The organism is Peteryoungia desertarenae (assembly GCF_005860795.2).
GTDB lineage: Bacteria > Pseudomonadota > Alphaproteobacteria > Rhizobiales > Rhizobiaceae > Allorhizobium > Allorhizobium desertarenae.
Genome location: NZ_CP058350.1, coordinates 2,650,916 through 2,665,047 on the forward strand (window position 1 = coordinate 2,650,916; position 14,132 = coordinate 2,665,047).

Here is a 14,132-nt window from a genome sequence, read left to right on the forward strand (position 1 = left end):
CAGATGTGCAATGGACCGAATTGCGGGCACGGCGCCGAAGACGTCAAGCGCGGGCGCAATTGGAGCGGTCCCTTCAGGAAGACCCCGGGACGTCTCCTGGGGGTGGGCCTCATACGCCTCTACCAAGTGACCTTCTCCAGCATGATAGGCAGTTCCTGCCGGCATATGCCGACATGCTCGGAGTATGGCTATGAAGCGATAGCCCGACATGGGTTCTGGCTCGGCGGCTGGATGACGGTTTTTCGGGTTGCCCGCTGCGGACCAGGGGGCACCTGGGGCGTCGATCCCGTACCTAGTGAACTTGTGCCGACATTGCGCTGGTACAATCCCTGGCGTTTGTGGGGCCTTGGCCGGCACAAAAGAACGTAAGTCATATGAGCCATCTGACTTGCTCTCCACCCGTACAGGCAATCCCGCTTTACTAGATGTTGCTTCCATCCTATGAAGCGGCGGTTCATGGCAGGCGTGAGCGCCTGCTGCTTTCACCACCCGCATTCGTTGGCGGGACTGGATAAGGAGAAGTCTGGTGTCAGAATCTGTTTCCCTCACATTTCCCGATGGCTCTGTCCGTCAATACGCTGCCGGCACCACCGGTCGCGAGGTCGCCGAAGGCATATCGAAGTCGCTCGCCAAGAAGGCAGTTGCGATTGCCCTTGATGGCACGCTCTGCGACCTGTCGGACCTTGTCGTAGACGGCGCAATCGAAATCGTCACGCGCACCGATCCGCGAGCGCTTGAGCTCATTCGTCACGACACGGCCCACGTCATGGCTGAAGCCGTGCAGGAGTTGTGGCCCGGAACGCAGGTGACCATCGGTCCAGTGATCGAAAACGGCTTCTACTACGACTTCGCCAAGGATGAGCCTTTCACGCCAGAGGATCTGCCGAAGATCGAGAAGCGGATGCGCGAGATCATCCAGCGCAACAAGCCCTTCACCAAGGAAGTCTGGTCGCGCGACAAGGCAAAGGAAGTGTTCGCGGCCAAGGGCGAAAAATACAAGGTGGAGCTGGTTGAGGCCATTCCGGCGGACCAGGACCTGAAGATTTATTATCAGGGCGACTGGTTCGATCTCTGCCGCGGCCCGCACATGGCATCGACGGGGCAGATCGGAACCGCCTTCAAGCTGATGAAGGTGGCCGGTGCCTATTGGCGAGGCGACAGCAACAATCCGATGCTGACGCGCATTTACGGAACGGCCTGGGCCGAACAGGAGCAGTTGGATCAGTATCTGCATGTGCTGGCCGAGGCAGAGAAGCGCGACCATCGCAAGCTTGGGCGGGAAATGGATCTCTTCCACTTTCAGGAAGAGGGTCCCGGCGTGGTCTTTTGGCACGGCAAGGGCTGGCGCATGTTCCAGACGCTGACGGCCTATATGCGCCGCAGGCTGGAGGGCGCGTATGAAGAGGTCAATGCGCCGCAGATCCTCGACAAATCTCTCTGGGAGACCTCAGGTCACTGGGGCTGGTATCAGGAAAACATGTTTGCCGTAAAATCGGCGCATGCCTTCACCCATCCCGATGACAAGGAAGCCGATCAGAAGATCTTCGCCCTGAAGCCGATGAACTGCCCCGGCCACGTCCAGATCTTCAAGCATGGCCTGAAGTCCTACCGCGAACTGCCGGTCCGCCTCGCCGAATTCGGCACGGTTCATCGATATGAGGCATCCGGCGCATTGCACGGCCTGATGCGCGTTCGTGGTTTCACACAGGACGATGCCCACGTCTTTTGCACCGAAGAGCAGATGGCGGCGGAATGCCTGCGCATCAATGACCTCATTCTGTCGGTCTACAAGGATTTCGGCTTTGATGAAATCGTGGTCAAACTGTCTACGCGTCCGGAAAAGCGGGTGGGTTCAGACGATCTGTGGGATCGCGCGGAAACGGTCATGATGGATGTCTTGAAGACGATTGAAGAGCAATCCGGCGGTCGCATCAAGACCGGCATTCTGCCGGGCGAGGGAGCCTTCTATGGCCCGAAATTCGAGTACACGCTGAAGGATGCTATCGGCCGGGAATGGCAATGCGGTACGACGCAGGTTGATTTCAACCTGCCAGAGCGTTTCGGTGCCTTCTACATCGATCAGAACTCGGAGAAGGTTCAACCCGTTATGATCCACCGGGCGATCTGTGGCTCCATGGAACGTTTCCTCGGCATCCTGATCGAAAACTTTGCGGGTCACATGCCCCTCTGGTTTGCGCCGCTGCAGGTGGTGGTCGCGACAATAACGTCCGATGCCGACGATTACGGGCGCGAAGTTGCCCAGGAATTGCGCGATGCGGGTCTCCAGGTGGAAACGGACTTCCGCAATGAGAAGATCAATTACAAGATCCGGGAGCATTCGGTTTCGAAGGTGCCCGTCATCATCGTATGCGGAAAGCGGGAGGCCGAGGAGCGGACAGTGAATGTTCGTCGCCTGGGCTCGCAGGATCAGACATCCATGTCGCTCACGGAGGCGGTTGCCGTTCTGGCCGGAGAGGCGACGCCGCCGGATGTCAAGCGGAAGCTGGCTGCTCGTTCCGTCTGAGGACTTTATGACAGGGCCCGTGACGGGCCCTGTCAGCAAACTGTCGTGAATTTGCAGTAAGCCGGTCACAAAGACGGCTTCCATGCTCTCAGGTGACCTGTGCGATTCGAAGAACTCTCCTATGCCAACGCGCGCGATCCAAAACTGAAGCGGTGGTTTATCCGTTCGATTGAAGGTTTGTCGGGACGAGATCGCTATTCCCGCCTCTATGAAATCTGGCGCAATGACATCGTGGGCAAGACGGATCGCGTATTCGGCAAAATGCTCGATCTCATTGATGTGACCATGGATGTGCAGGGCGTTTGGCCGCCCGCAAACCTGCCGGAAGGTCCGGTTGTGATTGTAGCCAATCATCCGTTCGGGATTGGTGACGGAATTGCCGTTCTCGCCCTGGCGGAGCAATTGGGCCGCCCCTTCCGCGTTCTGATCAACAATGAATTGTTGAAGGTGCCGGAGATGGGACCCTATTCGTTACCCGTGTCCTTCGAAGAGACGAAGGAAGCGCTTGCTATCAACATGCAGACCCGCCATGAGGCTGTGCGTTTGCTCAAGGAAGGTGTGACGGTCGTGATTTTTCCGGCCGGTGGCGTGGCAACTGCAAAAAAGGGATTTGGACGCGCCGAAGATCTGCCGTGGAAGGTCTTCCCCGCGAAGCTCATCCAGTCTGCCAAGGCCAGTGTTGTCCCTGTCTATTTCGAAGGGCAGAACGGCCGGCTTTTTCATCTCGCCAGCCGGATTTCTATGACCCTGCGCGTCTCACTGCTGATTCGAGAGTTCCGGCGGCTCTCAGGATCAACGATCAGGGCAAGAGTCGGTAAGGTGATGACCTGGGAAGACCTGAGCGTGATTGGTGATCGCAAGGATCTTCTTTCAAAGCTATATGATGCGGTCTTTTCGATGGCGCCGGCTCCGGTAAAGGTCTCGTTCCGCAAAGCCGGATAAAAGCGCGTAACAGACATTTGTGGCGTGCTACTTGAGGCACGAAGAAGTTCGGGTGCGACTATTGCGTCAGTGGCACTTCAACATTGTCGTTCACCCCGGCGACCACCTCGAAGTCTTTCTGATAGATCTTGTCCTTGTTGCGGGCAATCGCCGTGTAGCTGCCCTCGGCAAGCACCATGATGGGAAAGGCACTGACACTTTCAGCAACGACGTCACCTCCAGATGTCAGGATGGACCAGGCGGTATCGGCGATCGCTTCTCCACCCACTTCGGAAACGAGTTTCAATCCGACCTGGGCAGCACGATGTTGAATGGTCGCTTCGGTCAGTTTGCCTGATTCGACACGGATGTCGGCACGAACGACAGCATTGATCGAGCCATACTCGGAGACGACATGATAGGTGCCGGCGTTGAGGCGGATGATCGTATTGGGTTGGACATCCGCGATAATCAGGCCCCGTTCGCCGTCGGCCTGGACCTCGTTTGAATAGATGTCGAATAGCAGTTTCTGGCTGGAAATCTGGGTATCGCTTCCGGATGAAGCGTTCAGCACAAGCCCCCCGGCATCAAGCACCATCACCTGATTCGAGATCTCCCCCTCTTTCGGTACTGACAGCCGCTTCGTTGCTCCGGCACGACCGAAAGACACATTGACGAAATACTCTCCCGGAAGGAGTTGGAAATCCGCTGTTCCTCCTTCGGCGCTGGCAAGGAGAGGCAACTTTCCGTCGGGGCCGGGGATTTGACTGAATACCCGCCATGAAAGTCCATGCTGCATCGGCTCGTTCGTGCCGTTCAGTTTAGCCTCAAGTCTGACATTTCGGCCCGAAATGGTTGGCGTTAACGGCGCCAGATTGGGGGAAAACGCCTGTAGCTTTGGCATTTTCGTGCTGCCATCCAGCTGCTTGAACGTTTCGAAAGCATCTTGCGCCGAAACGGATGAGACGCTTGAACCGAACGCGCAGACAATGACGATGAGCCCTGTCAGCAGTTTGTGGAATGTCATGTGACGCACTGTGTGTTGACTTCCTCTCCAATGCCAGCAAGTTCAAACCCAATGCAGTGGCAATTTCAAGACTTGAGTGCCACCGAGATCGTTATAAAAGGTATTCAAATATGGAAAAAAACGCCAGTCTGCTGGAGTATTTGTCATTTCGCCGCTCGGTACCCGCATTTCAGATGTGCGAACCAGGCCCGTCGCGTTCCGAACTGGAGAAGATTCTCACGTTGACCGTGCGCGTGCCTGACCACGGCAAAATCGCGCCTTGGCGTTTCATCGTCTATCGCGGCGAGGAACGCAAGACGATCAGTGAACAGCTCTTGGCAATTGCCTTGAAGAAGAACCCTGCATTGTCGCAGGAGATGATTGAAGTAGAGCGGACGCGCTTTACACGGGCTCCCGTGGTTGTCGCAGTCATTTCAACGGCGGCTCCGCACGCAAAAATTCCGGAATGGGAGCAGGTCATGTCCGCAGGAGCGGTTTGCCTGAATATGCTGATGGCGGCAAACGCCCATGGTTACGTCGCAAACTGGTTGTCGGAATGGTTTGCCTTTGATGAGGAAGCGCATGCTGTTCTTGGCGTGAAAGCAGGTGAAAAGGTCGCAGGTTTCATTCACATGGGCTCCACGACTTTCCCGATCACCGAGCGTCCTCGACCCTCGATCGCGGATCTGACAACATGGGTCGGTGGCGCAGCATGAGATTCTATGAAACGACCGAAAACGCCCACGGCCTGGCGCACGATCCATTCAAGGCAATCGTCGCGCCGCGCCCCATCGGCTGGATTGGGTCCAGAGGGACGAACGGTACCCGCAATCTTGCTCCCTACTCGTTCTTCAATGCCGTCAGTGATCGCCCAAAAATCGTGATGTTCTCATCTAGCGGTCGCAAGGACTCACTGCGCAATGTCGAAGAAACGGGCGAGTTTACGACAAGTTTCGTCAGCGCCAATCTAACGGAAAATATGAATGCTTCATCTGCGGCAGTCCCTTATGGCGAGGATGAGTTCGCTCTCGCAGGGCTGACGCCTGTCGACGGAAAACTCGTTAAAGCGCCTTTCGTGGGAGAGGCTTTTGCCGCGCTTGAGTGCCGCGTCACGGAAATCCTGCGGCTCTCTGATGTCAGCGGAGAGCCGAGCGACAGCTATGCCGTCTTTGGCCAGGTTGTCGGAATCCACCTGGACGAGAAGGCGATCAGAAACGGGCGCTTTGATGCGAGTATCGCCAGACCGCTTCTTCGGATGGGGTATATGGATTATGCGCATATTTCGGACGTGTTCGAACTCGCCCGACCATCAGTGAAGAGCTGAGAAAAGATCAAAGTCTTCCATCTGAGTGGGTTAGGTGCACAGGAACCGAGCGAGACACTGGATTGGCAGATCTCTCGCCAATCTGCGCCGGTTAAGAAACGTGGTGAACAATTCATTAGCCAATTGGCGCTAACCTGCCTGCAAGCCGACGATAACGGCGGGCAGTAGTGTAAGGTGGATTGGGTAGCACGGTGATTGTCGCAGCTTTTCTCAAATGGGTCGAAACAGCAAAGGCACAGGATCGTGCGCGTGCTGCAAACGCACTGGCTCGGGCCTATCTTAAGTCATCCATGGCGCCACCGGATCGGCAGGCTGCGCAACTCGCAATGACCTATCTTCTTGACGATCCCGCGCCTCAGGTCCGTCTTGCCTTGGCGGAGGTGCTGGCTGCCGCACCTCAGGCGCCCCGAGCCATCATGGTCTGCCTTGCGGAAGACCAGCCGGAAATCGCGTCCTTGGTGATCCTCCAATCTCCCGTATTGGTCGATACCGATCTTGTCGATATCGCGGGTCGCGGGACCCTCGAGACCCGGGCATTGATTGCGGCGCGCCCAATGGTCAGCGTGGCCGTAGCCGCGGCTCTTGCAGAGATCGGGGAGGGAGCCGAAATTGAGGTCCTGCTTGAAAACCCGAATGTTGCTTTCACACGCTGGACGCTGAAGCGGATCGCCGAGCGGCATGGCCGTTCCGAGCGTGTCCGCTCGCTCTTGCTTGATCGTGATGACCTGCCGGCCGATGTACGGCAGATCCTCGTGCAATTTGTCGCCGATGCGCTTGCGGGTTCAGATCTCGTGCGTGCCGCAGTCGGCCAACGGCGAATCGAGCGAATTGCGAGAGAGGCCAGTGATAGCGCGACGATGGCCATCCTCGCTTCGGTGTTGGTCGATGAATTGCCGGGACTGGTTGAGCAGTTGCGGAGCGCTGGGCGCTTGACGCCTGCCTTCCTGATGCATGGCCTATGCGCCGGTCGAACAGATTTCTTCGCAACGGCACTCGTCGCCATCTCCGGCATGGAGGAAAGGCGCGTACGATCGATCCTCGCAACCGGGCGGTATCACGCCGTGCGGGCGCTTCTGGAGGCCTCAGGTTTGACGCGTGATGTCAGCGAAATCTTTGTGGAAGCGATCATGCTCTGGCGCAACGCAATCCAGACACCCATGGGCTTTGAACTCGATCATATTGCCCACAGGCTGTTGCAGCAGTACCGGACCAGAAGCGACCTCTCCGGTTCTGCCGCAGCTTTGCTGGACATGGTGGAGCGTCTGGCGATTGCAGAAGAGCGCCGGATGGCCCGCGACTATGCAACGGGTCTCGCCTTGACGGCCGCCTGACACCGGTCGAGGTCAGGGGTTAATCTTCCGGGCAACCCAGGAGTAACTGTCGGAGACGACGTGGAACGGGGTCTGTACGACCATTTTGATATCATCCTTGTCGGGGATGACCCCGCGTATGGCCTGCACGGCTCGCTTTGCCAGTGATTGCTTTTCTTCCTCGTTCGGCTCTTGAACCTCTGGAGCGAGAGCATTCGTTGTATCATTTGAGAAATCGGGTTTCCCCTGCGCCAACTGATCCACAATTTCAGGGGCCGGCGCCTGACAAACTGCCACGGCGGTAGGGTAGGGTATGTCGGTATAGCGTGCCAGGACGTTGTCTGTGGCCGCATCACAAAGCGCTACAGACACGAAGCGTTCAGGTGCTGTCTCGACATACTTGCACTGCTCCATGGCATCGTCGCAGCCCAGAATGGTCATCATGATCAAGGCGGTCTTCATGGCAGAAAACGTTCCATCATTGGCCGGTTGCGGTTCATGAGCGGATGAAACACGACGATTGCAGCCAAACCAAGACAAGTCTCAAGCCACGAAATCGAAGAGAAACTTTCTCTCGTTTCAAAGCTCGCAGACACATAAATGCCACCAGCGGCAACCACGGCGAAAGACGGTCAGATATCGAGATTGTCCGCGAACGCCGCACGGTCCTGGATAAACCTGAAACGGGCCTCGGGCTTTGTCCCCATCAGGGCGTCGACAGCGTCGCGCGTGCCTTCGAAATCGATTTCGTCAATTTCGACACGCAATAGCGTGCGCTTGCCCGGATCCATCGTCGTTTCCTTCAGCTGCGCCGGCATCATTTCGCCGAGGCCTTTGAACCGCCCGACTTCAACCTTCTTGCCCTTGAACACAGTTTCCATCAACTCGGCCCGATGGGCGTCATCGCGCGCGTAGACTGTCTTTGCCCCCTGGCGAATGACATAGAGCGGCGGGACAGCCAGATACAGGTGATTACCACGGATCAGTTCAGGCATTTCCTGATAGAAGAACGTGATCAAAAGAGACGCGATATGCGCTCCATCGACATCGGCGTCCGTCATGATGATGATCCGCTCATAGCGCAGATCTTCCTCACGATATTTGCTGCGCGTTCCGCAGCCCAGCGCCTGGATCAAATCGGCGATCTGCTGGTTGGCCATCAGTTTTTCGCGGCTGGCGCTGCCGACATTGAGGATCTTGCCGCGCAGAGGCAGGATCGCCTGATTGGCGCGGTTGCGCGCCTGCTTCGCGGAGCCACCCGCCGAATCACCCTCGACGATGAAAAGCTCTGCGCCTTCCGCCGTATTCTGCGCACAGTCGGCGAGCTTGCCGGGCAGGCGCAGCTTGCGTACCGCGCTCTTCCGGTTGACTTCCTTCTCCTTGCGACGGCGAAGGCGCTCCTCGGCGCGCTCGATGACCCAATCCAGAAGCTTCGCGGCTTCGTTCGGATTATCAGCGAGATAGTGGTCAAATGGGTCGCGGAGTGCGTTTTCGACAATGCGTTGGGCCTCAACCGTCGCAAGCTTGTCCTTCGTCTGGCCAACGAATTCCGGTTCACGGATAAAGACAGACAGCATGCCGACCGCCGAGATCATCACGTCTTCGGTGGAGATTTGCTGCGCCCGCTTGTTCTGGGTCAGTTCAGCGTAGCTCTTCAGTCCTTTGGTGAGCGCAATCCGCAGGCCGGCCTCATGGGTGCCACCTTCGGGTGTCGGAATGGTATTGCAATAGGAATGGATCTGCGGATCGCCGCCATACCAGGTGACAGCCCATTCCAGCGCACCATGACCGCCGGTCTTTTCGGTCTTGCCAGCAAAAATCTCACGGGTGACTGTAAATTCCTTGCCCAGCGTATTGGCCAGATAATCCTTGAGGCCGCCTGGGAAGTGGAAAACGGCCTTCTCTGGAATGTCGCCGCCCTCTGGCACCATGCCCGGATCGCAGCTCCACCGGATCTCGACACCGCCAAAGAGATAGGCCTTCGACCGCGCCATTCGGAAAATCCGACCGGGATCGAAACGGGCATGGTCTCCAAATATCTGCGGATCCGGGTGAAAGCGGACGCGAGTGCCACGTCTGTTATGGACATCGCCCAGTTCCTCAAGTCCACCAAGCGGGATACCGCGAGAAAAGCGCTGTCGATAAAGCTTGCGATTGCGCGCGACCTCCACTTCGAGAAGATCCGAGAGCGCGTTGACAACCGACACACCCACGCCATGCAGACCGCCGGAGGTCTCATAGGCCTTGCCGTCAAACTTGCCGCCGGCATGGAGCTTGGTCATGATGACTTCGAGCGTTGATTTGCCCGGCACCTGGGGGTGAAGCTCAACCGGGATACCGCGACCATTGTCGGTGACGGTCAGAAAGCCCTCGGTGTCGAGATGTACATCAATGAAGTTGGCATGTCCGGCAACTGCTTCGTCCATCGAGTTGTCAATGACTTCGGCAAACAAGTGATGCAGCGCCTTTTCGTCGGTACCACCGATATACATGCCCGGACGCATCCGCACGGGTTCCAGGCCCTCAAGAACGCGGATGGATGACGCCCCATAGTCTTCACCCGAAGATATTGCGGGTGCTGCTGGCGCGGACGCCGATGGCTTCGCTTTTGCGGCGGGCTCGGGTTCCGGAACAGCTACCGTCTTTTGGACAAGCGGCATTGTTGAAAAGAGATCGTTGTCGTCCATCTGTTCGGTCGATACTCTGGTTGAGGCGGTCGCAGTTTTGTCCCATCCGGGATTTATCGACAGCCTGGCGTCTATGATTGCGAATCGGGCCAAGTGTGCCAGAGAGACGGGTCAGGTGCGAGCTTGCCGTGCGACCGGCATGTCTGAAATCGCGGAAGCTTTGCGCGGCGATGCCCTGAAACGCAAGGCGCAGGCCAAGGAGAACACTTTCTTCCATGTCGATGTCCACAGCTCATTTCCGCTTTTTCCGCTCCCTCGGCGTTCTCCTTCCGTTTCTGCTTGTCTCTGAGGCAAATGCTGAAGCGCTAGGCCCCTACAAGGATGAACTGTTTGCGGGACAGTCTGTGCTGCGCAGCGAGGATGACGGCCGCTTTGAGGTCAGGGATTATGACGAGATGCGCGACATTAATGGGCGCGATAGCATTCCCGAGCGTCGGGTGAAAGACCGCTATGTCTCGCTTGGTGTTCGACGGGCGCAGGAAAACGAGACACTGAACCTGCCAAGCGGTCCTCTTGAGGTCGCTCGTGTTGGAAAAAGTGAAGCGGCGGCCTTCACGACCATCTTCATTCATGGGCGGGGCGGGGACCGGCGGCTCGGCATCAACGATTTTTCATTCGGTGGCAATTTCAATCGGCTGAAAAACCTTCATACCGAGAATGGTGGCACCTATTATGCCCCGAGCATTGCGAGCTTTGATCAACGAGGTGTGGTCCAGGCCGTGGAACTCATTGGCTATGCACATGCGCGATCCGGTGGGCGACCCGTTGTTCTGGCATGCGCGTCCATGGGCAGTTTCATCTGCTGGGGCGTTGCGCGCGAGGCTTCTGCGGTCCAGCAGCTTGAGGGTATGGTTATCCTCGGTGGCGCGCCAGACCCCACATATACAAAAAGCGTTGCGGCCCGGGCTAAGCTGCCGATCTGGCTTACCCATGGAAGCCGCGACAGTGTCTACGCTGCCGCGGACATGGAACGGTTTTACCGGACGCTACGCGCAAACGGTCAACCTGTGCGGCTGACAGTCTTTGAGACCGGTTCGCATGGAACACCGATCCGGATGAGCGACTGGCGATCCATCCTAAATTGGATTCTCTCCTGATCGAGGCGAAATTCCGCTGCCAAAGTGAAAGGGCCACAGCGCGCTAGCACATAAAATCCTGCATCTGCAGTTCACATTTTCACCATATCGCCCGATCGTAAGCGCCAGCGCCCCGGTTTCTCTTTCTTTTCAAGCGTCAATTTGTTAGTTGCCCCAAAGAAACTATTGGGTTGGGTATAGGCTATGACACCGGAAGTTCGACCGCTTGTTGCGGGCAATTGGAAGATGAATGGCACACGCGCTTCGCTGGATCAGATAAAGGCCATGGCGGAAGGTGTGTCAAAACCTCTCTCCGAAAAGGTCGACAGTCTCATTTGCCCGCCGGCAACGCTTCTCTATGTGGCGACGGCGCTGTGCACCGATAGTCCTCTGGAAATCGGTGCACAAGACTGCCATCAGAATGCGTCCGGCGCCCATACCGGCGACCTGTCTGCAGAGATGATTGCCGATTGCTTCGGTACCTATGTGATTGTTGGCCATTCCGAACGCCGAACGGACCATGCCGAGACGGATCACCTGGTGCGCGCCAAGGCGGAGGCTGCCTTTGCCGCAGATCTGACGGCGATCGTCTGCATTGGTGAGACGGCGGATGAGCGGAAATCCGGACAGACGCTGGACATATTGAAGCGCCAGCTGGCTGGCTCTGTGCCGGACGGCGCCACGGCAGAGAACACCGTCATTGCCTATGAACCGGTCTGGGCCATCGGGACAGGCCTCACACCGACAACAGCCGATGTGGCCGAGGCCCATGCTTTCATGCGCGACGAACTCGTCAAGCGCTTTGGTGATGAAGGCAAGCGCATGCGCATACTCTATGGTGGTTCCGTCAAGCCGGGCAACGCCAAGGAACTGATGGCAGTTGCCAATGTGGACGGCGCTCTGATCGGTGGTGCAAGCTTGAAGGCCAGCGATTTCCTCGCCATATACGGCGTCTATGAAGAGCTGACCGCCTGAAAAGCCGGCGAGGGGCTTTCTTTGCCGGTCGCTCTCATGTAAAGAGCCGCCAACCCTGAAATTTGCCCCTTGCGGGCCGGATGGATTTTCCATGCAGACTGTTTTGATTGTCATTCACCTCATGATCGTTCTGGCGCTGGTCGGTGTCGTGCTGGTGCAGCGCTCTGAAGGTGGTGGATTGGGTATTGGCGGCGGATCTGGCTTCATGTCGGCGCGTGGTACCGCCAATGCATTGACCCGCACGACTGCGATACTGGCAACCCTGTTTTTTGCCACTTCGCTCGGGCTCGGTCTGATGGCGCGTTACGAATCGCGTCCTACCGATATTCTCGATCGCATACCGGCTGGTAACTCCTCTACACCGACTGAAGGCGCGCCGAGCGTACTCGACCAGCTGCCTGGCGGAGCGGGAGCGCTAACCGCGCCTGCGCCGACCACACCAGTTGTGCCGCCAGCGGCCGATCCGACTGGCGTTCCGAATAACTGATCGGACCGCATGAATTCGCTCCGGCGGGCTCTCGGGTCCGCCGGATTTATTTTGTCTGTCTTCCACCGCCCACAGAAAAACTCGTGGAATGCCTGAATTTGGGCTGGTGGAATCGAATCTGAAACGGTATCCGGTGAAGCCCATGGCGCGATATGTATTCATCACTGGCGGCGTGGTTTCCTCTCTTGGCAAAGGAATTGCGGCCGCAGCACTCGGAGCATTGTTGCAGGCACGGGGTTACCGCGTGCGTTTGCGCAAGCTGGACCCCTACTTGAACGTTGACCCGGGCACCATGAGCCCGACTCAACACGGCGAAGTCTTCGTTACCGACGACGGTGCCGAGACCGACCTCGATCTCGGTCACTACGAGCGCTTCACAGGGCGCTCCGCGACCAAGACCGACAACATCACCACCGGTCGCATCTACAAGAACATCATCGACAAGGAACGTCGCGGCGACTATCTCGGCGCAACTGTCCAGGTCATTCCGCACGTCACCAACGAGATCAAGGACTTCGTCATTGAAGGCAATGACGACTATGATTTCGTCATCTGCGAGATCGGTGGCACCGTCGGCGACATCGAAGCCATGCCCTTCATGGAAGCGATCCGCCAGCTTGGCAACGACCTGCCGCGCGGTACCGCGATCTATCTTCACCTGACCCTGATGCCCTATATTCCGGCAGCCGGCGAATTGAAGACCAAGCCAACCCAGCATTCCGTCAAGGAACTGCAGGCCCTCGGCATTCACCCGGATATTCTTCTGGTTCGCGCTGACCGAGAAATCCCGGAAGCCGAACGTCGCAAGCTTTCCCTGTTCTGTAACGTGCGTCCGTCTGCGGTCATACAGGCGCTTGATGTTGCCAACATCTACGATGTGCCGATGGCCTATCACAAGGAAGGGCTCGACAACGAAGTGCTGGCCGCCTTCGGGATCGAGCCAGCACCTAAGCCGCGCCTTGATGCCTGGGAAGAGGTCTGCAACCGCATCCGTACGCCGGAAGGCGAGGTGACGATAGCAATTGTCGGCAAGTACACGGGCCTCAAGGATGCCTACAAGTCTCTGATCGAAGCCCTCTACCACGGTGGTATCGCCAACCGGGTGAAGGTCAAGCTCGAATGGATCGAATCTGAGGTATTCGAAAAGGAAGACCCGTCTCCCTATCTGGAGAAGGTCAACGGGATCCTCGTGCCCGGCGGCTTCGGTGAGCGTGGGTCGGAAGGCAAGATCCTGGCGGCCCAGTTCGCCCGTGAACGCAAGGTTCCCTATTTCGGCATCTGCTTTGGCATGCAGATGGCCGTGGTCGAAGCCGCGCGCCATCTGGCCGGCATCGAAAACGCCTCTTCGACAGAGTTCGGGAAAACCGGTGAGCCAGTGGTTGGCCTCATGACCGAATGGATGAAGGGCAACCAGCTTGAAAAACGTGCCGAGAGCGGCGACCTGGGCGGCACCATGCGCCTTGGCGCCTACAAGGCGGCCCTCAAGAAGGGAACGAAGATTTCGGAGATTTACGGCTCGACCGAAATCTTCGAACGTCATCGTCATCGCTATGAGGTGAATGTCGACTACAAGGACAGGCTGGAAGAATGCGGTCTCGTTTTCTCTGGCATGTCACCCGATGGTCTCCTGCCGGAAACGGTCGAGTATCCGGATCATCCCTGGTTCATTGGCGTCCAGTATCATCCGGAACTCAAGTCGCGTCCGCTGGATCCGCATCCGCTTTTTGCGAGCTTTATTGGCGCGGCGCTGGAACAGAGCCGCCTCGTTTAAGCTGTCGTGAGGAACAAAAACTGCTTGAGATAGCCCGGCCATTGGTCGGGC

General features: G+C 57.5%; 14 protein-coding genes. 10 read left to right on the forward strand and 4 right to left on the reverse strand.

The window, feature by feature from the left end; all coding sequences use genetic code 11:
• Positions 1-3: 3 nt before the first annotated feature.
• The 3 genes from yidD (at position 4) to FE840_RS12975 (ending at position 3,466) form a co-directional block, all read left to right on the forward strand.
• Positions 4-369 carry a membrane protein insertion efficiency factor YidD gene (yidD, locus tag FE840_RS12965; protein WP_138288717.1) on the forward strand — a complete coding sequence of 122 codons (366 nt, stop codon included), beginning with the start codon at positions 4-6 and terminating at the stop codon, positions 367-369.
• Between the two features lie 157 nt (positions 370-526).
• Positions 527-2,524: a threonine--tRNA ligase gene (thrS, locus tag FE840_RS12970; RefSeq protein ID WP_138288716.1), complete on the forward strand. Its 1,998-nt coding sequence runs from the start codon at positions 527-529 to the stop codon at positions 2,522-2,524.
• Positions 2,525-2,623: 99 nt separating this feature from the next.
• Complete coding sequence (locus FE840_RS12975) at positions 2,624-3,466, forward strand: lysophospholipid acyltransferase family protein (RefSeq protein WP_138288715.1); 843 nt, start codon at positions 2,624-2,626, stop codon at positions 3,464-3,466.
• 58 nt (positions 3,467-3,524) lie between these two features.
• On the opposite strand, the gene FE840_RS12980 is transcribed toward FE840_RS12975, so the two are convergent.
• Positions 3,525-4,472, reverse strand: coding sequence for a hypothetical protein (locus FE840_RS12980; protein WP_246318770.1), 948 nt, complete (start codon positions 4,470-4,472; stop codon positions 3,525-3,527).
• Positions 4,473-4,582: 110 nt separating this feature from the next.
• Between FE840_RS12980 and FE840_RS12985 the strand changes: the two genes are divergently transcribed.
• The 3 genes from FE840_RS12985 (at position 4,583) to FE840_RS12995 (ending at position 7,106) form a co-directional block, all read left to right on the forward strand.
• Positions 4,583-5,167 (forward strand): nitroreductase family protein, encoded by a 585-nt coding sequence (locus tag FE840_RS12985; protein WP_138288775.1) that lies wholly within the window; start codon positions 4,583-4,585, stop codon positions 5,165-5,167.
• A complete protein-coding gene (locus tag FE840_RS12990) occupies positions 5,164-5,775 on the forward strand; it encodes a flavin reductase family protein (RefSeq protein ID WP_138288714.1) in 612 nt (203 codons plus the stop codon). The genes FE840_RS12985 and FE840_RS12990 overlap by 4 nt, the downstream gene beginning before the upstream one ends.
• Before the next feature lie 191 nt (positions 5,776-5,966).
• The gene (locus FE840_RS12995) at positions 5,967-7,106 is read left to right on the forward strand and encodes a DUF2336 domain-containing protein (RefSeq protein ID WP_138288713.1); all 1,140 of its coding nucleotides are present in this window, start codon (positions 5,967-5,969) and stop codon (positions 7,104-7,106) included.
• A 12-nt stretch (positions 7,107-7,118) separates the two neighbouring features.
• Here the strand turns inward: FE840_RS12995 and FE840_RS13000 are convergent, their stop codons facing one another.
• The 3 genes from FE840_RS13000 to FE840_RS20880 all read right to left on the reverse strand — a co-directional run bounded on the left by FE840_RS13000 (position 7,119) and on the right by FE840_RS20880 (position 10,001).
• On the reverse strand, positions 7,119-7,547 hold the full coding sequence (locus FE840_RS13000) for a hypothetical protein (protein WP_138288712.1): 429 nt from the start codon (positions 7,545-7,547) through the stop codon (positions 7,119-7,121).
• Between the two features lie 170 nt (positions 7,548-7,717).
• A complete protein-coding gene (gene parE, locus FE840_RS13005; protein ID WP_246318912.1) occupies positions 7,718-9,745 on the reverse strand; it encodes a DNA topoisomerase IV subunit B in 2,028 nt (675 codons plus the stop codon).
• The gene (locus FE840_RS20880; protein ID WP_246318927.1) at positions 9,642-10,001 is read right to left on the reverse strand and encodes a hypothetical protein; all 360 of its coding nucleotides are present in this window, start codon (positions 9,999-10,001) and stop codon (positions 9,642-9,644) included. The genes parE and FE840_RS20880 overlap by 104 nt, the downstream gene beginning before the upstream one ends.
• On the opposite strand from FE840_RS20880, the gene FE840_RS13010 reads away from it, so the two are divergent.
• The 4 genes from FE840_RS13010 to pyrG all read left to right on the forward strand — a co-directional run bounded on the left by FE840_RS13010 (position 9,988) and on the right by pyrG (position 14,081).
• Positions 9,988-10,869, forward strand: coding sequence for a dienelactone hydrolase family protein (locus tag FE840_RS13010; RefSeq protein WP_138288710.1), 882 nt, complete (start codon positions 9,988-9,990; stop codon positions 10,867-10,869). The genes FE840_RS20880 and FE840_RS13010 overlap by 14 nt on opposite strands.
• Positions 10,870-11,052: 183 nt before the next feature.
• Positions 11,053-11,823, forward strand: coding sequence for a triose-phosphate isomerase (tpiA, locus tag FE840_RS13015; RefSeq protein ID WP_138288709.1), 771 nt, complete (start codon positions 11,053-11,055; stop codon positions 11,821-11,823).
• Between the two features lie 91 nt (positions 11,824-11,914).
• Complete coding sequence (gene secG, locus FE840_RS13020; RefSeq protein WP_138288708.1) at positions 11,915-12,310, forward strand: preprotein translocase subunit SecG; 396 nt, start codon at positions 11,915-11,917, stop codon at positions 12,308-12,310.
• A 133-nt stretch (positions 12,311-12,443) separates the two neighbouring features.
• Positions 12,444-14,081, forward strand: coding sequence for a CTP synthase (gene pyrG / locus FE840_RS13025; protein ID WP_281366678.1), 1,638 nt, complete (start codon positions 12,444-12,446; stop codon positions 14,079-14,081).
• The last annotated feature ends 51 nt before the right edge of the window (positions 14,082-14,132 follow it).

Bases quoted from the DNA above. Each gene is read 5' to 3' on its own strand.
- yidD (WP_138288717.1), top strand. From the start codon at position 4: ATGTGCAATGGACCGAATTGCGGGCACGGCGCCGAAGACGTCAAGCGC.
- FE840_RS12980 (WP_246318770.1), bottom strand. From the start codon at position 4,472: ATGACATTCCACAAACTGCTGACAGGGCTCATCGTCATTGTCTGCGCG.
- FE840_RS12985 (WP_138288775.1), top strand. From the start codon at position 4,583: ATGGAAAAAAACGCCAGTCTGCTGGAGTATTTGTCATTTCGCCGCTCG.
- FE840_RS12990 (WP_138288714.1), top strand. From the start codon at position 5,164: ATGAGATTCTATGAAACGACCGAAAACGCCCACGGCCTGGCGCACGAT.
- FE840_RS13000 (WP_138288712.1), bottom strand. From the start codon at position 7,547: ATGAAGACCGCCTTGATCATGATGACCATTCTGGGCTGCGACGATGCC.
- parE (WP_246318912.1), bottom strand. From the start codon at position 9,745: ATGCCGCTTGTCCAAAAGACGGTAGCTGTTCCGGAACCCGAGCCCGCC.
- FE840_RS13010 (WP_138288710.1), top strand. From the start codon at position 9,988: ATGTCGATGTCCACAGCTCATTTCCGCTTTTTCCGCTCCCTCGGCGTT.
- tpiA (WP_138288709.1), top strand. From the start codon at position 11,053: ATGACACCGGAAGTTCGACCGCTTGTTGCGGGCAATTGGAAGATGAAT.
- secG (WP_138288708.1), top strand. From the start codon at position 11,915: ATGCAGACTGTTTTGATTGTCATTCACCTCATGATCGTTCTGGCGCTG.